We start from the raw sequence: 19,065 nt of genomic DNA, 5'->3' as shown, positions 1-19,065 counted from the left end.
CGGGTGTAACGACGTTGAACGGCCACTAACGCCCAGGTGGGAACGTTCCATGTGCGGGTCTCGGCCCGTCGCATCGCTCCTTCCGTTGACGACGCCCGCCAGCGCCGCCCGTGATCCGGCACCTTCTCCATCCCCAGTGAGCAGTGAGTGCGCCAGAACCCATGGAGCTCCGCGCCTCACCGGCTGAGTGCCCAGGCCACCCGCGGTCTCACGGTGCCCAGGCAGGAACTGGCCGGCCGCCGGGTGGCGTCGCCGCTGTGGAGTCCCGCATCTCTGGTGCGTGCGTAGCGGCTGACCTGCGTTCAGCCCCGTTTCATGGCCAGGAGTTCGCGTCCGCGCTCCGGCGTGATCAGGCGGGCGGCCCGGGGTCGGCCAGCAGGGCGATCGGCGCGAGATGGTCCTCATGCAGCGGCCGCCAGTGGACGAGGGCGTCGCGCAGGCGCGGCCAGGCATCCTCACCGTCGTCGAGAGCGGCGTGCGTGGCCACGTCGAACTCCGGGTTGCCGAAGCAGAGCCGGAACCCCGGCTCCTTCCGCCGCGCCTGATGACTGCCGATCAGGTGCTTGATCCGCTGTGGGCCACGGTCTGCGCAGGAAGATCTTGACAGATCGAGGTTTAGTGGCCATTTGTTTAGCTGTATATTCAGCCGTCTTTCGGAGATTGAGGAATCCACTTTCTTGTTTTCTGTCGACCCTGGCGCGCTAGGATTGGTATGCGCTGGTTTCGCTTGAATGGCGTAGCCTTGCGGTTTGGAAATGAACGGCGTCAGACGGTAAGTCCAGAATGGGCGTGCTTTCCCGTGGGTCCTGCAAAGGGTTATCGATCATGTCTCTGACTGCACCCAACCCCGTCGCATTCAACGGTCCCGTGGACAGGTTCGTGGTCGTGCATGACATCGGACTCGGCGGACAGATCATCGTCATCACGGAAAGCGGCGACGTCTGGGGTCATGATCTCCAAGGCAACGCCATCGGGCCGGGCTTCAAGTTCGACGGAGCCAAGGTCGCCTTCAACGGCCCCGTCGACCGGTTCGTGGTCACGAAGGACGACCGCATCTTCGTCATTACGGAAAGCGGCGACGTCTGGGGCCATGAGATCGCCGGCAGGACCATCGGGCCAGGCTTCAAGTTCGACGGAGCGAGGGTCGCCTTCAACGGCCCCGTAGACAGGTTCGTGGTCACAAGTGGCCTCAAGAATGACAACCGTATGTTCGTCATCACAGAAAGCGGCGACGTCTGGAGTCATGAGATCACCGGTAGAACCATCAAACCGGGCATCAAGTGCGGGGGAGCGAAGGTCGCCTTCAACGGCCCCGTCGACAGGTTCGTGGCCACGCTGGGCTCCCGCATGTTCGTCATCACGGAAAGCGGCGACGTTTGGTGCCATGAGGTCGATCCGGGTGGCGTCATCAACAACACCATCGGACCAGGCTTCAAGCTCGACGGAGCGAAGGTCGCGATCAACGGTGCCATGGACAGGTTCGTGGCGCCGAGTGTCAACCGTCTCATCGTCTTCAGGGGTGACGGTGACGTATGGGGCCATAACGTCATCGGCAACACCGTTGGCCCGGCTTTCCCGATGAACTTCCGCCTCCTGCACTTTACTTTCGCGAACGACATCTCCGAGGCGAACCGGAACAGGTTGATCGACCGACACAGGTTCGCGCTGAGACGTATCGCAGGATGTGACAACCTGTCGGCGGAGGAGAAGAAGAATCTCCTCCGGGCCTACGATTTCTCCATTCATCACACGACGCTCGACAAGCCCGGGACGCTCGGCGCCCATCCCCCGGGGAGCACAGAGGTGAAAGTCAACTTTCAACTTCTTTTCCCGAAGGGTGATGCGGAGATCTCCCAGACTCTCATTCACGAGATGATGCATGTCGCGGGTTTCGGGCACCCCGAAGACAAGCGCAAGCCTCCACCGGGAAGCAGCTGCGAAAATCCCAACCCCGCTGTATTCGACTGCCCCGGCGACAACGGCCCGTACTACGGCGCGCCTCCGCTACGAGCCGAGTTGTGCATCGCGGGTGACCAGAGCGACCTACGCGGCCGACTCGAGCGCAAGGCTCTCGACGAACATTGCGTCATCGATGAGCAGGGCATGGCCACGATCTACACCGAAGGCGCACCCGGTCGGTGAACCCCGTGCCGACGTGCCCCACGTACTCCAGCCGCCCCTGCCCGGCGGGCACACCGAGCCCACGATGCCCTCCAGGCCCAACTGCAGGCTGGACTCCAGCGCCGCGTCGGCCTGGTCGGCACATCGGAACACCGACGCGGCGCTCCCTGCTGGTGCGCCGAGGGGCGCTGAAGGCCCCTATGGCCCCGCCGGCTACGGGTAGACCCGTGTCATCCCCGGCGGCCACGGATACCTGACCTTGAAGATGGACAGGAAGACCATGATCTCGACCGCGCGCACGCCGGGCACCGTACGGATGCGGTCGGACACCAGCCGATGCAGATGCTCCGCGTCCAGGTGGCTGACCTCCGCCATCAGATCGAAGCCTCCCGCGGTGGCCATCAGCCACTCGACCTCGTCGACCTGCGTGATCGCCGCGGCGATCACGTCCAGGTCGCCCTCGCAACGCAGGCCGATGGCGGCGCGGTGCAGGAAGCCCACCTTCCTCGGGTTGATAATGGCCGCGATCTTGATGACGCCCGTGTCGATCAGGCGCGCCACCCGCTGCCTGGTCGGCGCGAGGCTGAGCCCGACCGCCTCGGCGATCCGCCCGTAGGTCCGCCGCCCGTCCTCCTGCAATTCGGCGACGATCCGCCGGTCGGCCGCGTCCAGCGTCACCTCCTCGCCGCTGTCGGTCAGCGCAGGCAGGACCGGCGGGCATCGCCGGGCGCCGGCAGGCTCGTCCGGCACCCGTCTGCCCGAGCCGGGGGGCCAGGAGTAGGAGGCCTTGAACAGGTTGAGATACAGGAGGGTCTCGATGTCGCGCACCCCGGGGACCGTGCGGATGCGCTCGGCGAGCAGGCCGTACAGGTGCTGCTCGTCCACGCAGCGGAGCTCGGCGATCAGATCGTAGCGGCCCGCGGTGGCGACCAGCCAGTCGACCTCGTCCACCTCGCTGATCGTGGCCGCGATGGCGTCGAGGTCGCCCTCGCAGCGCAACCCGACCGCGACCCGCAGCCGGAAGCCGAAAGCACCGGGGTTGGTGATGGCCACGATCTCGATCAGTCGGGATCTGGTCAGGCGGGCCACCCGCTGCCGGGTCGGCGCCTCGGTGAGCCCGACCGCCTCGGCGATCCGCCCGTAGGTCCGCCTGCCGTCGTCCTGCAGCTCGGCGATGATCCGCCGGTCGATCTCGTCCAGCGCGGGCGAATCCTGCGGTTCGCGGCTGTCGTGGAGGGCATCGGTCACCCCGCAATCGAAGCATGACCGTCGCCTGTCCGCCACGCGACCCCCGACCCGCCGGATCAGCGGAAATAGTATTACTTGTCGCGTGAGGCTGTGAAAAACAGTTGTCCGCAAGCATCACATCAACTATTTTGCGGTCATGAGCGAATCCTATGACGCCGCTGCGGTAGCGCTGTCGGACGGCATGCTCCGCCGCGAGTCCGGCCGCCTGCTGATCGAGGACGTGCCAGTGGACGCCCTGGTCGAGCGGTTCTCCGCACCGCTGTTCGTGCTGTCCGAGTCCACCCTGCGACGGCAGGCGCGCCGCATCCGCGCCGCGTTCGAGCGGGCCTGGCCCCGGGGAAAGGTCGTGGTGCTGCCCGCGGTCAAGGCCAACCCTGTCCTCGCGCTCCAGCGCGTGCTCGCGCAGGAGGGCATGGGCGCCGACCTGGTCGGCGCGGGCGAACTGGAGGTCGCGGTCCGTGCCGGGACCGACCCCGCCCTGATCTCGCTCAACGGCACCAGCAAGGACCGGGCCACGATCGAGCGCGCCGTGGCACTCGGCGCCCGCGTCACCATCGACGACGTGCGGGAGATCGAACTCTCGGTGGCGGCGGCCCGCGCCGTCGGCAAGCAGGCCAACCTGCGGATACGGCTGCGGCCCTACTACGAGACCGACGCCCGCATGGACGCCTTCGGCGTGTCGATCGCCGACATCTACGGCACCTACAAGTCGGGCGTCCCCCACGACGACCTGGCTGAGGCCGGTCGCGCGCTGTCCGCGCCGGAACTGCGGGTCACCGGCGTGATGATGCACATGGGCCGCTACACCACCGACCTGTCGGTCATCGGCGGGTTCAGCAGGCGGTTCGGCGAGCTGACCGCCGAGGTGTCGGAGCTGTGGGGCGGCTGGACGCCGGACACCATCGACGTCGGCGGCGGATTCGCGCCGCAGGTCGACGGGTTCGGCCGGGCGAACCCGAGCTTCGTCCCCCCTGTCCCGCCGTCGATCGAGCGCTACGCCGAGGTCGTCTGCGAAAACCTGACCAAGGGCCTGGCGTCGGGCGGCATCGGCGTCGAGGGCCGTACCCTGGAGGTCGAGCCGGGCCGCGCGCTGTTCGGGCCGTGCGGCATCCACGTGGCTACCCTGCTCAACGTGAAGCGCCAGACCCAACCCTTCCCCTTCACCTGGTATGAGACGGACACCACGCAGATGTTCCTCTCCGAGATTCCCCACCAGGCCGGCCGCCCGCCGGTGACCCCTGTACGGCTACCGGAGACCGGGACCGCGGTCGAAGTACGGGTCGTCGGCCGCTCCTGCATGTCCGACGTGCTCGCGCGCACCGCCACGCTGCCCGCCATGAGCGCGGGTGACCTGCTGGCCTTCTGCTTCACCGGCGCCTACAACGACGCGAACGCGAGCAACCTCAACCTGCTGCCCCGCCCCGCGACCGTGCTGGTGAACGGCACGCAGGCCCACCTGGTACGGCGGGCCGAGAGCATCGAGGACCTGCTCGCGCGCGACACCCTCCCCGACCACCTCCACCACACCTTCACCGGAGCCGCCCGATGACCATCACCACGCCCGTACTCGACCACGCCGGGCTCACCTGCGCCGACCTGGCGGCCTCGCTCGCCTTCTACCACGACCTGCTCGGCATGCCGCTGCTCGACCAAGGCGAGGCGCAGGCCCGCGCCGCGGGCATCGAGGACGCCTGGCTCGCCTTCGCCATGCTCGACGCGGGCCGGGGGCAGATGATCGAGCTGCTGGAGTACCGCAGGCCCAAGAGCGCGCCGTCGGTCGCGCCGCCGGTCAGCAGTGTGGGAGGCGGGCACGTCGCCATGGGCGTCCAGGACCTCGACGGGCTGCTCGCGCGCCTGGCCGAGGCCGGGGTCCACCCGCTCACCGAGGAGCCGGTCACGGTGTCAGGACACGGGCACTGGGACGGCGCGCGGCTCGTGTACGTGCTCGACCCCGACCGCCACGTGGTCGAACTGATCCAGTTCGCCGCCGGGCGATAGGACCGGCGCGGCCTGTCGATCATGGCGGAGGCCGTACGGTTCCCGACGCCGCACGCCCCCGCGCAGGCCGTCTTCATCCTGGGACACGCCCTGGCCCAGGTCGGCACACCGCCCGGTCGCGAAACCTCCAGCCGGCCGACTCCGGCCACTACGACACACCTGGTTCGAGGTACTCAAGACCGGCTCACTGACGGTGTGCGGCCAGGGTGTAGGCACCCCGGGTGCAGCCGGTGATGCGCCAGCCGCCCGGTGCCCGCCGGGCGGCGACGCCCGTTACTCCGGTACTGCGGACGACCGGCCGGACGCTGCCGGGGAACCAGACGTCGAGGCCGCACCCGTTGCCTTCGCCCTGGGCGGTGAGGCTCGCCTGGTCCGACGTGAGGCCGGTCAGGCGGCCGGGGGCGGAGCGGGGGTAGGGGCGCGAGAGCTCGGCAACGTATTCAGGAGGCGGGGGCAGGTCCTTCCCGGTGACACAGTCCTCGATCATGAGGTTGCCGCCGGTCTTGGACTCGGCTCCGGCGTGGGCGTCGCCGCAGGACTGTTTCCAGACCCAGAACGCACCGCCGATGCGGTGCCGATCCTCCTGGTCGGTGTATCTCGTGATCGGGGCGGAGGCGGGGTCGCCGAACCAACCCCACTCACCCGACCAGAGCCCGGCACCGTAGTACGCCGCCGCCCGGCTCGCCAGGTCGAAGCCGCGCTCGATGCTCGTGATCGTGAGGCCGGTGCCCTGGTCGATGGTGATCGACTCGTTGTAGAGGTGGGGGGCGAAGACGAGCAGCCGGTCGTCGGTGAAGTCCTTGGGCACCGAGGCCTCGAAGCCGAGACCTGACCAGAGCACGGACGGCTCGAAGAAGACCAGGTGCGGGAAGCCGCGCTTCTCGCCCGCCCTGATGGCCTTGATCGCTCGGTCGTAGTAGCGGCCGAGCAGGACGCCGGAGGTGATCGGCGGGGCCTCGCCGAAGCCGGGCTCGTTCAGCAGGTCGTATCCGGCGACCATCGGCTCGTTCGCGAACCGCTCCGCCAGCATGCCCCAGGCGGCGACCAGGCGGGTCTGGATGCCGTCCCTGTCCTGGTAGAAGTTGGTGAAGGCGCGGGCGACGGCCGGAGAGATATCGCGTCCGGTGAACTCGCACTTGGGGGCGCCGTCGAAGCGGTCGGCCCAGGTGGGGGCGCCGTCCCAGCCGTGCATCGGGGAACCGTTCTCGCAGGTGGTGCCGGGGGCGGCGTTGACGCCCTTGCCCCAGGCGTCCTGGTGCATGTCGATGACCGTGCGCAGGCCATGCTTGGCTGCGGTCTCGACGGCCCAGGAGATCCTGGCGAGGTAGGCCGGGTCGTAGTGGCCGGGCTGGGGTTCCAGGGCTGACCAGGACACGGCGAGGCGGATGACGTTGAAGCCCATCTGCTCCATGCCGGCGAAGTCGGCCTCGGTGAGCGGTCGCGTCACCGCCCGGTCCGGAAATTTCTGGAAGTAGTCTTCGAGCTGGTTGACGTTCACGCCGCGCAGTAGCACCTCGTTGCCGTCGGCGTCGACGATCCTGCGGTCTGCTGAGAGCGTCAGGCCCTTGGTGCGTGGTGGCTGCGAGGTGGTGGTGCCGGGCTGCAGGAGCGGTACGGCGAGCGCCGCCGCAGCCACGACAGCCGCCATCCGTATCGGCGCAGAAGAGGCGACGCCCTTACGCGCCGGGAGAAGGACGGTTCTTCGCGCGGGGAGGAGGGCGACGATGGCTGCGGTTGCGAGGGCGAGGAGGGCGCCGAAGGAGAGCGCGGGGGCGAGGCGGAGCATGATCGCCGGTGCCCAGAACGTGTCGCCGCCCGCCAGGTCGCCGGGGAGCCCGATGGCCACCTCGACCACGCCCAGCGTCGCGGCCGCTCCCAGCGCGGAGATCCCGGCCACGACGGCTCGCGGCGAGGTGGTGGCACTGAGCCAGCGGTTCAGTGCCCAGGTCATCACGCCCAGCAGGGTGACGGCGGCGAGGCAGCCCAGTGGTCCCGCCTCGGGCGCGGGGGCCAGCGGGGAGTCGCCGATGGCGTACCCGACGGGTGAGCCGCCCCACCACGCCCCGCCGACCGACGCGCCCAAGACCACGGCCACCCCAGCCGCCACCCACCCCGGTCCCCAAGCCGGTGGTAAGAACGACCCCGAGGCCGCAGCGGGTCCAGCGCCCGACACTGGGGGCGGCGGGGAGGTCGAGATCGAAGGGGGTGGGGTGGGGAGGCGGCGTAGGAGCTGGGTGAGCCAGGTGGCTGCCAGGACCGGCAGGCCGAAGACCGCCGCCTTGACGCCGGTGAAACCGGTTGACCACGTCAGGTAGACCACATCGCCGAAGGCCATGACCAGCGACATCAGCAGCTTGGCCGCCATAGCCGACCACACCACCGCGCCCCACACCAGCAGCGCCGTACGCAGCGGGGTACGCCCGCGCGCGACCGCCCACGCCAGAACCCCGACCCCCGCCAGCAGCAGCGGCACGTAGACGGCCGGCGCGGCCACCTGCCAGAGCCCGGCGACGGGTAGCAGGTCGGCTCCTGTCCAGGTGTACGGCGCGGCCAGCCCTGACGGGTCGAACGCCGCTCCCAGGACGATGACGGCGGCCAGCACGGCGACGGCGATCGGCGACAACCAGCGGTTCCTCATAGTGTCGGCGACCATACATGAGCATTGTTCACAAATGAAGAGTCAGATTCACAACAGTGCGGAAGACCAGCCGAACCCGCTCGTGGCCCGCTCAGCCTTGGTCGCGGTGAACCGCCGCCCGTAGACGACGGCGATGTCGCTCATCTTGCGGGACAGCGCCTCTCTCACAGCAGGTCGCCACAGCGCTCTGGAAGTCATCGCGTCCGCGGGCAGGTTTTCGCGATGACCGACATGTCTGGACAACCCAGGAATGCTGGTACGGGGGACCGAGAGGTGAAATCCCTCCTGGACACCCGACCACTGTTGAGGCAAGTTGTAAGATCCTTCTTGCCTCACATGGATCAGGGTGCCGATGGGGCCGACGCTGTGCGGCATCCCAGGTCCCGGTCTGCTCATTGCCAGGCGAGCAAGTCGTAAGCTCGCGCCAGGTCATCGGCCCACGGCGTGTCGTGATCACGCTCAAATGCGCTGTACAGGCGCTCTCTGACCCGGTCGCGATGCAGCCAGGTGAGGACCGCGGCGGGCAGATGCACTCCTCTGACCCACCCGGTCACCAGATCGGCGAGATGACGGTCTGCCGCTGGTCCGCGAATGGCGTCCCAACCGTCGAGGAACAGGCTCACGCTGTCGGTGAACTCGCCGACCACGCTGAGGAATTCGGCCGTCTCGCCGAACGAGCCGACCTGCGGCGGATACTTCGCCAACAGCGACCGCCAGACCGCCATGAGGTAGCCGTCGACAGCCTCCTGCTCAGCTGCGGGCCAGATTCGCCAGCCCAGCCGGACCAGCAGGCCCAGGACCATACTCGGGTACAGCTCGTCTCCCGTGACGAGCCGCTCCAGCAGCAACGGCAGCAGACTCTTCACGTCGTCGTCGGTCCCGACCGTGTTCCCCAGGCTGATCGTCAGTGAGAACAGGTCATGCTCATCCACCAGCACCGACCCGCGACAGTGCGGACACCCTTCGAGGACCGCCCGACGCGGGTAGCGGGCGAACACCTCCCGAAGCCGTCCCACCGCCACGCCCGGCCCCTCGTCCACCGGCCAAGTGTCGCACCCGGTATCCGCAGGTGCAGAACCAGCGATCGCTTCAAGTGCGCCCAGAGGCCCTCCATCGGGTTCAGCTCGGGGCGCATAGGCCGGCAGTCGGACAACCGTCAGCCAGGAACGCCGCCCGATCAGCTCCTGCATCGTGGCACCGACATGCGTGTTCAAGATGTTTCAGATCAGGCGCCGGCGGCCCCAGGTGGCTCGCCCGCCGGGCGGCGATGGAGGACACCCACATGCCCCGCGCCGCTACCGACTACCGTCCCCTGCTGCCTGGCAACGGCACCCGCCGAAGTCCTCGGTCTTGCGTGGGCAGCCACGGCACGGCTCGGGTATCCAGTCCGTGCCGCGGTAGGCGTTGAAGGCAGGCGACTCGGACCAGATCCACTCCAGCTGGTGGTCGCGCACGCTGGGCAGGTCGAGCGGCAGGCCGTACGCCGCCGGGCAGGGCAGCACCCGGCCGTCCGGCGCCACTGTCAGCGAAATGGCTCCCCCAGCCGCCCATGCACGGCTTGGCCACGCCGTCGAAGTAGTCGGGCACCACCCAGATGAGTTCGACGTCGGTACGGTGGCGCCAGGACTCGACCACCCGGGCGCCCCGGGCGAGCTGTGCGCGGCTGGGCATCAGGGCTCGCCGGTTGACCAGGCCCCAGCCGTAGAACTGGATGTTGGCCAGTTGGATCCTGGCCGCGCCCCAGGCGATGCCGAGCTCGATGATCTCGTGGACCGTGTCCAGGTTGTGCCGGTGCAGCACGACGTTGAGGCCCAGCGGCAGGCCCGCGTCCTTCACCACGGCGGCGGCCCGTTCCTTGGCCGCGAACGACGCGCTTCCGGCGATCCGGTCCGACGCGGCCGCCGTATGCGCCTGGACGGAGAGCTGCACGCTGTCGATCCCGGCCGCGGCCAGTTCGGCCAGTCGGGCGGCGGTCAGCCCGACGCCGCTGGTGACCAGCTGGCAATAGATCCCTTCCGCTGCGGCGACGATCTCGGCGAGGTCGCGTCTGACCAGCGGCTCGCCGCCGGAGATGTGCGCATGGACCACGCCGAGCGCAGCCGCCTGCTTCATCACCCGGCTCCAGTCCGCGGTGTCCAGCTCGGCGGACCTGCGGACCAGCTCGGCGGGGTTGGAGCAGTACGGGCAGCGCAGCGGGCACCCGTGCGTGACCTCGGCGAGCATGGCCCAGGGCGGTGGCACGGTCGCGTTCATCGCAGCCACCCCTGGCCTCGGAGGTCGTCGAGGAAGTCGGTGACGTCGTCGGGGCCGGCCTGGGGGAAGTGTCGCGAGATCTCGGTAGCCGTGCGGGCGCCGTCGCACAGCCGCACGATGGCGGCCGCCGTGTCGTTCAGCACCACGATCCGCTCGGGCACGATCAGGAGCTCCGCCTGCCGGATGTCGCAGTGACGCAGCCGGGCCGCGGGAGCCAGCGTGGGCTTCCAGCTCATGTGTACGCCCGGTCGACGGCGTCGAGCAGCGTCCACAGCACCTCGCACTTGTACTCCAGCGCCTTGATCGCTTTCGTCCTGTCCGCCTCGGTACGAGCCCAGTCGAGGACCAGCGCGAGCGCCTCGCCGCTGTCGCGGCGGCCTTGGCCGACCCGGGCGCGGAAGTAATGCAGGCCTTCCGGGTCGATCCAGGGGTAGTGCTTCTCGAACGCGGCGATCCTGGTTCGCATCAGGTCGGGCGCGAACAACTCGGTGAGGGAGGAGGCCACGCACTCCAACGGGCTGCCGGTGCGGCACAGGTTCACGTAGCCGTCCACCGCCAGCCGTACGCCGGGCAGGACGCCGGCGCCGGACCACAGGTCGGCGCGCGGGATGCCCGCCGCCTCGCCGAGCTGCAGCCAGCGCTCGATGCCGCCCTCGCCGGGCTCGGAACCGTCCTGGTCGATGATCCGGTGGATCCAGATACGGCGCAGCGCCGGGTCCTCGAGCTTGGCGAGGATCAACGCGTCCTTGATCGGGATGTGCCGCTGGTAGTGGAACCGGTTGAGGATCCAACCGCGCAGCTCCTCCTTCGACAGCAGCCCGTCGTGCATCCGCCGGTTGAACGGGTGCAGGTGGTGGTAGCGGCGTGCGGGTACGGCGCGCAGCGCCTTCTCGAACTCGTTCACAGATCGATCACCATTCCGTCTCGCGCCACCTCGACGCCCAGGCCCTCGTGCAGCGGCGAGCCCGGGTCGACGAGCGGATTGGTGTTGTTCAGGTGCGTGCCGTCCTCAAGGGGAACTCCGTCCTCGACGGCCCGTCCGTGTACGGGCACGGCTGGTCCGCCTCGGTGCTCGCGCCGTTCACGCTGCGCTCGGGCACCCAGCCGCAATCGGCCGACGACGTCGTGCTCGACACCGGCCTCGCCAAGCGTGCCGGGGTCGCCGAAGGGGGCACGGTCACGCTGGTGATCGGGTCGACGCCGGGATCGTACCGGGTCAGCGGCGTCGCCGAGCCCGCCGCCTCGCTCGACCGGCAGTCTGCGGTCTTCTTCACTGACGACCAGGCGGCGCGGCTCCACGGCGAGCCCGGCAAGATCGACGCAGTCGGCGTGCTGGCCGCAAACGGGGCCGACGCGGGCGACCTCGCCGACCGGATCAAGAAGGCTGTGCCAGGCGTGGTCACCTATACCGGCGACGACCGCAGCGACGTCGAGACGCTCGACGTCGGGCAGATGCGGTCGTTCGTCATCGAGGTGGCCAGTGCGTTCGGCGCTACCTTGATCCTTCTCGTGATCATAGTGGTCGCCAGCACGCTGGCGCTGTCGGTGCAGCAGCGCCGCCGCGAGCTGGCCCTGCTGCGGGCCGTTGGTGCCACGCCTCGGCAGGTGCTGCGCATGATCGGCGGTGAGACCGTGCTGGTCGGCGGGATCGGTGCCGTGCTCGGCGCCATCCCCGGCGTCCTGCTCGCCATGCTGCTGCACGCCGTGTTCACGGCGGCCGGCGTGCTGCCGTCCGGATTCTCGCTGGTGATCACGCCGTTGCCCGTGCTGTTCGCCCTGCTGACCTGCGTCCTCGCGGCCCGGCTCGGCGGCTGGCTCGCGGCCCGGCGCGCCGCAAAGGTCAGTGCCGTCGAGGCGCTCGGCGACGTGGCCGTGGAACCGAAGAAGCTCGGCTGGTTCCGGCTCGCGCTCGGCCTGCTGCTCGTGCCCGCGGGCCTGGCCGTCGCGATCGTTCTGCCGATCGTGCTGCCCGGTGAATCGGCCATCGACGGCGCCGCCGGCTCCGCCCTGGTCCTGGTGGTCGCCGTCGCCCTGCTCGGACCGCGGTTGTTCGGCGGCGTCGCGACGCTGCTCGGCCGTCACCCGGGCGGCGTCACCCGGTTCCTCGCCATCGCCAACTCCCGGGCCAGGGCCCGTCGGCTCAGCGCCGCCACGACCCCGCTGATCATGGGCGTGACCATGGCGTCCGCGCAGCTCTTCAGCGGCACGACGCTGGCCGCGACCGCGCACGACCAGGCCGCCGACGGCGTGATCGCCGACCACGTGGTGACCTCCGACAGCGCGGGGATCTCATTCGATCTGGCCGGGGTGCTCCGCGGCGTCCCGGGCGTCCGCACGGTCGGCCCGGTCGCCCGAACCTCGGCGATCCTCACCTGGCCCGACGGCGACAGCATCCAGTACAGGGTCTCCACGGCGCAGGGCGTCGACCCGGCGGCCGTGCCGGACACCATGAACCTGGACGGCTGCGCGGCGACCTGAGCGGTCTCACCGGGTCCACGGTCGCGCTCAGCCGCCTCGTCGCCGGCACGGTCGGCGTCGACGTGGGCGGCAGCGTCGACGTGCACCTCGGGGACGGTACCGTCGAGAAGGCCAAGGTGGTCGCGGTATACGAGAACGGGCTCGGCTTCGGCGACGTCACGCTGCCCCACGACGTGGTCGTCGCGCACACCACCGACCATCTCGACCGGTGGCTGCTGGTGCACTCCGACCGGGGCGAACCTGAGCGCGGCGCTGAAGACATACCCTACGGTGAGCGTGCGCGACGCCGCGGCGGTCACCGCCGCACCGACCGATGACACCGGCGACGGCGCGATCAGCCTCGTGCTCAACGCCGTGCTGCTCGGCTATCTCGCGATCGCCGTCGTCAACACGCTGGTCATGGCGACGATCTCACGGGTACGCGAGTTCGCCCTGCTGCGCCTCGTCGGCGCTCGCACCAGCCAGGTCCAGTCGATGATGCGCCAGGAGGCGGGCATCATCGTGATCTGCGCGGTCGTCGTCGGTACGATCGCCGCGCTGCCGTCGCTGATCGGGATCAGCTACGCGATACGCCACTCGGTTTTCCCCTCCGTCCCACCCCTGATCTACATCGGTATCGTGATCGTGGCCGCGATGATCGCCTGGCCTGCCGTGATGCTGCCGACCCGGCTCGCGCTGCGGCCGCCGGCCGTGGAGGCGATCGCGCCCCGAGTGACACACGACCGTTATCGCAGGTGAGCCGTGGCTCGGCCACGCCTCAAAAGCGCAGGCCGCGGCCGCCATCACCAAGAGACGCTCTGGCGGCACCAAGGTCACCGTCTTCCGCGGCGAACCGCGCCGGCATGTGCCGGACCTGGGCAAGCTGAAGGCGCCGGACAACCGGAAGGCGCTGCACCAGGCCGCATCAGCCGGTGCGGCGGGATCGGGACACGGCCAGCCCGCCGAGGGTCATGGCGATCGCTCCAACCACCAGGTCCACGAAGCCTCCGACGATTCCGTAGCCGGTGCCGGGACCACCCTCGGCAGCGGCCACCACCAGCCCGCCGATGACCGCGCAGGTCAGACCGGCCACCACGGCGGCGATGGCGGGATTCCTCTTGCTTCCGGCGCCGGAACGAGGGGCGGAGCGGGCCAGAGCCAGCCCGCCGATGACGACGCCGGCCAGCCCCAGCAGCGCGGCCACCGCGGACCAGATGCGCCCGGCGGTCAAAGCGTAAGCACCGACGGGCTGGACCAAAACGTGCGCGGCCGCCGGTGTGGCGAGCCCCACAATTGCGATCAGGGTGGCTGCGGCGGTGGCCAGCAAGTGACGGACGGACATGGGGAGCCTTTCTGTCGAATGACGGGCGTCGGCAGCGTGTGCAGCGCGGTGGATCGCGGTGACTCGGCCTATGCCGGCCGAGGCTCCAGTGACGAGCGTGAGCGCCTGGGAGGGGCTTCACGGACTCGATCATCGCGCCGTCGAGGCAGCCGTGGCCTCCGACAGCGGATGGCTGCGTCTACGCAGTTCTGTGTAGACGCCTCGTGCCTCGATACGCCCGTCGACGTAGGCGGCCGCGCGTCTGGGCGGAGTGTTCTCGCGGGTGGCAATCGTAGGATCGCGGCATGGAACACCGCGTGGTGTCGTTGCGCCTGCCGGTGCTGGCGCAGGACGTGCTGCTCGCGCTCTTCATCACCGTGATGCAGGTTCAGGGCACGATAGTCCGCAATGCCGGCGAGGTGATACAGCGCCGCTCACCGACCTCGGAAAACTGGGATATGTCCTGCTGATCGTGAGTGGCGTGGTCGTCGCCGTCCGCCGCCGGTAGCCGGTGCCGGTGTACGTCACCGCCGCGCTGCCAGCCTGGTGTACTACGGCCTCGACTTCCCGGACGGGCCCGGCTGGCTCGGGCTCTTCGTCGCCCTGTACACCCTCACCGCCTACGGTGACGGGCGCCGGTCGCTGATGATCGCCGGCGCGGGCGCGGGTGGACGCCGAACGGCTGCGGATCGCGCGCGAGGTTCACGACACGGTCGCGCACGCCATAGCGATCATCAACGTCCAGTCCGGTGTCACCGCGCACGTGCTCGACAAGCGGCCGGAAGTGGCGCGCGAGGCGCTGCGGGTCATCGAGCAGACCAGTTCTCGGGCGCTGCGGGAGATGCGGGCCATCACCGGGGTACTCCGTGATGACGACGGTGACGACAACGAGGGACGGGGGCCGTACCCCGGGCTGGGGCAGATCGGCGAACTTGACCGCCAAGGCACGCGAGGCCGGACTCGACGTCAAGCTCGAGGAGAGTTCGCCCGCGGCGCCGTTGCCCAGCGCGGTGGGAAGTGCCGCCTACCGGATCGTTCAGGAATCGACCTCGAGGACGACATCACGGTGGTGGGGGAAGCCGCCAACGGCGCCGAAGCCGTCGAGCGGGCCCGTGCCACGCGACCCGACGTCGTCCTCATGGACATCCGCATACCCAAGGTGGACGGGATTCAAGCCACCGCCCAGATCGCCCTCAAAGACGCCGGACCAGCCGAACTCCTCCACGCCATCCGGGTGATCGCCGCCGGAGAGGCGCTGCTCGCACCACGGATCACCCGGCGCCTCATCGGCCAGGTCACCGCACATCGAAGAGCCGCCAATGTCGCGGAGGACCGGCTCGCGGTGCTGAGCCAGCGCGAGCGTGAGGTGCTGGCCCTGGTGGGCCGGGGGTTGAGCAACGACGAGATCGGCGGGGAGTTGGTCCTCAGCCCGGCCGCGGCGCGGACACATGTCAGCCGCGCGATGGCGAAACTGGGAGCGCGCGATCGAGCGCAGCTGGTCGTCATCGTCTACCAGACGGGCCTGGTCAGCCGCTGACCGGGGGAAGCGCCGCAGCGAGGGTGACGACCTTGCCGCGGCCGGGCCGCCGGTGGGTGACGAAAACCGGGGCGCGGGTGCGGCCTTTGAGCAGCGGCGGCAGGGTGTCCAGGAAGGCGCCGGCCACGGCCCGGACCGTCAGCCGGTTGCCGACGGGCGGCTGCACCACGGCGGGCACCACGTCCCCTGGCAGGGGAGGCGACGTGGTGCTACGGCTTGGGCGAGATGATGTAGATCCCAGCAGCGACTGCTTGTGGCGCCTACGCCCGGTGGGGTTCGGCGAACAGCCGTGCGACGAGTTCACCGCGACTGGAGATCCCCATTTTACCGAAGACAGCCTTGAGGTGACCGCGAACGGTGTGGGGAGAGACGAACAAGGCTGTGGCGATCTCGGCGGTGGGCAGGCCCCGTGCCACGAGCTGAGCGACTTCGAACTCCCGTGGCGTCAGGCCGTATGCCTGGGCGACGATGACCGCCAGATCGGCGGGGGGCGCGGGCTCGATGACGAGCGCTGTCGGACCTGGCCGTCCGCCGGGACCGCTCAGGCACGAGGCGTGGCAGGTCAGCCACTGCCTGTCGAGGGTTCGGATGCGAATCCTGGCGCTGCCGCGATCGTTGCCTTGGGCAATGGCCCGCGCCTGCAGAGTCGTGCCGATCAGCCAGATGGGCAGCCTCAGCCCGAGCGCCGTGGGCGTGGATGGCCCGTCCGGCAGCAGCGCGAGATAGCGCCGAGCCTCCTCGTTGATCGACATGGCCTCGCCGTGCTCGTCGAACAGCAGGAGGCCGGGTGCGGGGGCGCCGGGCCCGCCGTCCGATCCTGACGGGCGGGCGAACCGGCGCAGCCGGTGGGCGAGCGGTCCGGACAGATCGGCGAGCAACGCGATCTCGTGCGGGCCGAACGCCGGGCCGCCCCGCATGCGAAACAGGCTCACCGAGCCCCACGGCCGCTCGCCGATCCGCAGCACGGCCCGCAGTTCGTCGTCCACGCCCTGGCCGCCGAGCAAGCGGCGGAAGCGGGCGCTGCGCGCGGGCAGGTCGCCGGTGGCCGCGCGGAGACCGGCCACGGGGACGGCCGCGCGGGCGAGGTCACGGAACGGCAGGACGTTCTCCTCCAGGAGCTCGCTCTCCCAGTAGGTGGCGCATGCTTCACGGGAGCCGAGGTTCTCCACCAGCATGGGGGCGGTGACCAGGCCCGTTTCCGGGTCGGTGGCCGTCCACACGGCGGCGTCGAACGGCATGTCCCGCCGCAGCCTGGCGGAGGTGCGGCTGAAGAGTTCCAGCGCGTTGGAGGCCCGCTCGGCAGCCGACAGGATCTCGGCGTGGCGGTGCGGGTGGGTCATCGAGCTTCCTTCTGGCGCTGGGTCACTTCCGAGGGTTGGACGCGGGTCAGCTTGCCTGTTCTCCCTTCCTTCGCCAACCCCTCATTCGAGGGGGTCATTCCTCCGCTGATCCCCCCAAACGGGGAATGGAGTGCGGTTATGGCCGCCACGAGGCTCGAAAGGACCTCATCTTCTGGGCGAACAAGGGAGAACGTCGTGCGTATCGCGATCATCGGGGCCGGTGCCGCCGCGGTCGGCCTGCTGGACGCGCTGGCCGTCAGCGAGGCGGGGATGGGGGCGGGGGAGGTCACCGTGTTCGAGCCGTCCGCGTACCTGTGGCGGGGACGCCCGTACGGGCCGGATCTGGACAGTGTTCTGGTCAACGCTCCGCCCGCCATCATGTCGATCCGCCATCTGGACTCAGGGCACTACGCCTCCTGGCTGGGCCCGGAGCGTGCCGCCGCCCACCTGGACGACCTGCTGGGGCAACCGCTGGTGCCGCGCGCGCTTTACGGCGAGTATCTGGCCGACACCGCCGAGGCCGCGCTGGCCGCGCTGCGCGAGCGCGGGTGGCGGACACGGGTTGTGGCCGCCCGGGTCGTGGCGGCGGCACGCCGCGCAGGCGGCCTCCGGCTGACGCTGCGCACCGAGGACGGGCACGACCACCCGGTAGACCGGGTGGTTTTGTGCGTGGGCGGGGGGATGCCGCAGGACCACTACGGCCTGGGCGGCGCTCCAGGGTTCGTGGGTGATCCGTATCCGCTGGCGTACACGCTCGACCGGGTCCCGGCCGGGGCCGAGGTCGCGGTGATCGGCAGCGGGCTGACCGCCGTGGACGTGGTGGTGTCGCTCGCCGCGCGCGGGCATGCCGGGCGGATCACGCTGGTGTCGCGGAGCGGCATGCTGCCCCATGTCTGGCAGCGTCCCCTCGGCCACCGGCCCGTGCACGTGATCGTCGAGCGGGTGGAGGCGCTGTGCCGCGAGCACGGTGGCGTCACTCTGGACGACCTCGCCGGGCTGCTCCGCGCCGAACTGGCCGAGACGGGCGAGGACTTCGCGCGCTTCACGGCCGAGTTGCCGGCCGCGGGGTCGGAGGAGCCCGTATGGCGGTTGCGGCGGCAACTGGACGCCGTCGACGACCCGCGGATCGGGCGGCGGGTCCTGCAGGAGACCGCCCACACCGTCGGCCCGTACGTGTGGCGGCTGCTGCCCGAACCCGACCGCGAACGGCTGCGCAGGCACTTCCGTCTGGCCACCAGCATGGCGTCGCCGATGGTGCCGGTGAACGCCGCCGCCCTGCTGCGGCTGTTCGAGTCCGGGCAGCTCACCATGGTGGCAGGCGTACGCAAGATCGAGGCTGTGGAGGGCGGGTTCCGGGTTCGGGGCGACGGTGGCGACCTGAACGCCGACGTCGTCGTCAACGCCGTGAACCCGCCGCCCCAGGCGGTGCCCCGCGCGGCCGAGCCGCTGGTCACGTGCCTGCTCGCCGATGGACTGGCCACGCTGCACCCGTCGGGCGGGCTGGTCCCCGCCGACCCACGCCTGCACGTGGTGGGCGACCTCGCGGGCGGCGGGCCGTTCATCACCTCGGGCATCCCCGGAGTCGCCGCGGCGGGCGCCCGTACCATCAGCGGACTGCTGGCCACACATACCGGCTGATCAGTCGCGGGCGGGGCGCGTCGTCCCCTGAGGGGCGCGCCGAGGGCGTGGAGTGCGCTTGCGGGTCGCGGCCGACCGTTCGCTCATACATGCACCTTGCCGTTCACGTGCAGGTAGAAGATTGTCATCATCGCCGATCAGCACTGCCCTGGGCCATCTGACCGACCAGGGTCCGCTGGTCGCCTCCGCCGCTGACTGCGGCGGCCTGCTGGAATGCTTCCAGCGCAGTCACCCGGCCAGGGAGTAGGTCGCCCGCGCGGCCTCGGGGATCAGGCCTGGCAGGTCGATCCACGCGGTCTGCGGCATCTGCCGCAGCACGTCCGCGAGCTGCTGGCCGACCCCCTTGAGGAAGTGCCTGGCGTCCTCGTCGTCGCCGTTCCACAGGTCGGAGAACTCCCAGCCGCCCTTGTTGACCACCGTGTCGAGGCACTTTGGCTGATCGCCTTGAGGAGTGATGCCCTCGGTGCCTTAGCTACGGATGTGGCCTTTGCAATACAGGGAAGCGTGGGCAGAC

20 protein-coding genes and 2 pseudogenes are annotated in these 19,065 nt (G+C 69.9%); 10 read left to right on the top strand and 12 right to left on the bottom strand.

Features of this window, described 5'->3' with window-relative positions:
* Positions 1 to 349 precede the first annotated feature (349 nt).
* Positions 350 to 487 carry a hypothetical protein gene (locus ABZX22_RS35855; protein ID WP_354918353.1) on the bottom strand — a complete coding sequence of 46 codons (138 nt, stop codon included), beginning with the start codon at positions 485 to 487 and terminating at the stop codon, positions 350 to 352.
* 338 nt (positions 488 to 825) lie between these two features.
* On the opposite strand from ABZX22_RS35855, the gene ABZX22_RS35850 reads away from it, so the two are divergent.
* Complete coding sequence (locus ABZX22_RS35850) at positions 826 to 2,142, top strand: hypothetical protein (RefSeq protein WP_354918351.1); 1,317 nt, start codon at positions 826 to 828, stop codon at positions 2,140 to 2,142.
* A 192-nt stretch (positions 2,143 to 2,334) separates the two neighbouring features.
* Here the strand turns inward: ABZX22_RS35850 and ABZX22_RS35845 are convergent, their stop codons facing one another.
* A complete protein-coding gene (locus ABZX22_RS35845; protein WP_354918348.1) occupies positions 2,335 to 3,369 on the bottom strand; it encodes an Lrp/AsnC family transcriptional regulator in 1,035 nt (344 codons plus the stop codon).
* Between the two features lie 136 nt (positions 3,370 to 3,505).
* Between ABZX22_RS35845 and ABZX22_RS35840 the strand changes: the two genes are divergently transcribed.
* Complete coding sequence (locus tag ABZX22_RS35840) at positions 3,506 to 4,918, top strand: hypothetical protein (RefSeq protein ID WP_354918345.1); 1,413 nt, start codon at positions 3,506 to 3,508, stop codon at positions 4,916 to 4,918.
* Entirely contained in the window at positions 4,915 to 5,367 is a 453-nt protein-coding gene (locus ABZX22_RS35835) for a VOC family protein (RefSeq protein WP_354918342.1), read from the top strand. Before ABZX22_RS35840 ends, ABZX22_RS35835 begins: the two co-directional genes overlap by 4 nt.
* 184 nt (positions 5,368 to 5,551) lie before the next feature.
* On the opposite strand, the gene ABZX22_RS35830 is transcribed toward ABZX22_RS35835, so the two are convergent.
* The 6 genes and pseudogenes from ABZX22_RS35830 to pqqC all read right to left on the bottom strand — a co-directional run bounded on the left by ABZX22_RS35830 (position 5,552) and on the right by pqqC (position 11,162).
* Complete coding sequence (locus ABZX22_RS35830) at positions 5,552 to 8,005, bottom strand: cellulase family glycosylhydrolase (RefSeq protein ID WP_354918339.1); 2,454 nt, start codon at positions 8,003 to 8,005, stop codon at positions 5,552 to 5,554.
* A gap of 392 nt (positions 8,006 to 8,397) precedes the next feature.
* Positions 8,398 to 9,195 carry a hypothetical protein gene (locus ABZX22_RS35825; RefSeq protein ID WP_354918336.1) on the bottom strand — a complete coding sequence of 266 codons (798 nt, stop codon included), beginning with the start codon at positions 9,193 to 9,195 and terminating at the stop codon, positions 8,398 to 8,400.
* Between the two features lie 105 nt (positions 9,196 to 9,300).
* Positions 9,301 to 9,507 carry a hypothetical protein gene (locus tag ABZX22_RS35820; RefSeq protein ID WP_354918333.1) on the bottom strand — a complete coding sequence of 69 codons (207 nt, stop codon included), beginning with the start codon at positions 9,505 to 9,507 and terminating at the stop codon, positions 9,301 to 9,303.
* A gap of 262 nt (positions 9,508 to 9,769) precedes the next feature.
* Positions 9,770 to 10,228: pseudogene (locus ABZX22_RS35815) on the bottom strand (radical SAM protein); the annotation flags it as partial.
* Positions 10,229 to 10,254: 26 nt separating this feature from the next.
* Positions 10,255 to 10,494 carry a pyrroloquinoline quinone biosynthesis peptide chaperone PqqD gene (gene pqqD, locus ABZX22_RS35810; RefSeq protein WP_354918330.1) on the bottom strand — a complete coding sequence of 80 codons (240 nt, stop codon included), beginning with the start codon at positions 10,492 to 10,494 and terminating at the stop codon, positions 10,255 to 10,257.
* Positions 10,491 to 11,162: a pyrroloquinoline-quinone synthase PqqC gene (pqqC, locus tag ABZX22_RS35805; RefSeq protein WP_354918328.1), complete on the bottom strand. Its 672-nt coding sequence runs from the start codon at positions 11,160 to 11,162 to the stop codon at positions 10,491 to 10,493. The genes pqqD and pqqC overlap by 4 nt, the downstream gene beginning before the upstream one ends.
* A gap of 92 nt (positions 11,163 to 11,254) precedes the next feature.
* Here pqqC and ABZX22_RS35800 point away from each other — a divergent pair, with 92 nt between their 5' ends.
* The 3 genes from ABZX22_RS35800 (at position 11,255) to ABZX22_RS35790 (ending at position 13,474) form a co-directional block, all read left to right on the top strand.
* Positions 11,255 to 12,736 carry an FtsX-like permease family protein gene (locus ABZX22_RS35800; RefSeq protein ID WP_354918325.1) on the top strand — a complete coding sequence of 494 codons (1,482 nt, stop codon included), beginning with the start codon at positions 11,255 to 11,257 and terminating at the stop codon, positions 12,734 to 12,736.
* Between the two features lie 62 nt (positions 12,737 to 12,798).
* On the top strand, positions 12,799 to 13,053 hold the full coding sequence (locus tag ABZX22_RS35795; RefSeq protein ID WP_354918322.1) for a hypothetical protein: 255 nt from the start codon (positions 12,799 to 12,801) through the stop codon (positions 13,051 to 13,053).
* Positions 13,013 to 13,474 carry an ABC transporter permease gene (locus ABZX22_RS35790; protein ID WP_354918319.1) on the top strand — a complete coding sequence of 154 codons (462 nt, stop codon included), beginning with the start codon at positions 13,013 to 13,015 and terminating at the stop codon, positions 13,472 to 13,474. The genes ABZX22_RS35795 and ABZX22_RS35790 overlap by 41 nt, the downstream gene beginning before the upstream one ends.
* A gap of 166 nt (positions 13,475 to 13,640) precedes the next feature.
* Here ABZX22_RS35790 and ABZX22_RS35785 read toward each other — a convergent pair whose 3' ends face one another.
* Entirely contained in the window at positions 13,641 to 14,042 is a 402-nt protein-coding gene (locus tag ABZX22_RS35785) for a DUF6223 family protein (RefSeq protein WP_354918317.1), read from the bottom strand.
* Positions 14,043 to 14,341: 299 nt separating this feature from the next.
* On the opposite strand from ABZX22_RS35785, the gene ABZX22_RS35780 reads away from it, so the two are divergent.
* From ABZX22_RS35780 to ABZX22_RS35770, 3 genes and pseudogenes are all read left to right on the top strand, one after another.
* Positions 14,342 to 14,506, top strand: coding sequence for a hypothetical protein (locus ABZX22_RS35780; RefSeq protein WP_354918314.1), 165 nt, complete (start codon positions 14,342 to 14,344; stop codon positions 14,504 to 14,506).
* A 197-nt stretch (positions 14,507 to 14,703) separates the two neighbouring features.
* Positions 14,704 to 14,850 (top strand): annotated as a pseudogene (locus ABZX22_RS35775) (histidine kinase dimerization/phosphoacceptor domain-containing protein); the annotation flags it as partial.
* A gap of 228 nt (positions 14,851 to 15,078) precedes the next feature.
* Positions 15,079 to 15,573 carry a response regulator transcription factor gene (locus ABZX22_RS35770; RefSeq protein ID WP_354918484.1) on the top strand — a complete coding sequence of 165 codons (495 nt, stop codon included), beginning with the start codon at positions 15,079 to 15,081 and terminating at the stop codon, positions 15,571 to 15,573.
* On the opposite strand, the gene ABZX22_RS35765 is transcribed toward ABZX22_RS35770, so the two are convergent.
* The gene (locus tag ABZX22_RS35765) at positions 15,563 to 15,742 is read right to left on the bottom strand and encodes a hypothetical protein (RefSeq protein ID WP_354918311.1); all 180 of its coding nucleotides are present in this window, start codon (positions 15,740 to 15,742) and stop codon (positions 15,563 to 15,565) included. The two genes, ABZX22_RS35770 and ABZX22_RS35765, sit on opposite strands and share 11 nt — an antisense overlap.
* A 91-nt stretch (positions 15,743 to 15,833) precedes the next feature.
* Positions 15,834 to 16,913: a helix-turn-helix transcriptional regulator gene (locus ABZX22_RS35760; RefSeq protein WP_354918309.1), complete on the bottom strand. Its 1,080-nt coding sequence runs from the start codon at positions 16,911 to 16,913 to the stop codon at positions 15,834 to 15,836.
* Between the two features lie 195 nt (positions 16,914 to 17,108).
* Here ABZX22_RS35760 and ABZX22_RS35755 point away from each other — a divergent pair, with 195 nt between their 5' ends.
* On the top strand, positions 17,109 to 18,551 hold the full coding sequence (locus tag ABZX22_RS35755; protein ID WP_354918306.1) for an FAD/NAD(P)-binding protein: 1,443 nt from the start codon (positions 17,109 to 17,111) through the stop codon (positions 18,549 to 18,551).
* A 228-nt stretch (positions 18,552 to 18,779) separates the two neighbouring features.
* Here ABZX22_RS35755 and ABZX22_RS35750 read toward each other — a convergent pair whose 3' ends face one another.
* Complete coding sequence (locus tag ABZX22_RS35750) at positions 18,780 to 18,968, bottom strand: hypothetical protein (RefSeq protein ID WP_354918304.1); 189 nt, start codon at positions 18,966 to 18,968, stop codon at positions 18,780 to 18,782.
* Positions 18,969 to 19,065 lie beyond the last annotated feature (97 nt).

The sequence above is a fragment of the Nonomuraea sp. NPDC003804 genome (assembly GCF_040610675.1).
Classification (GTDB): Bacteria; Actinomycetota; Actinomycetes; order Streptosporangiales; family Streptosporangiaceae; genus Nonomuraea.
This window is presented reverse-complemented; position numbering and strand designations above follow the sequence as displayed.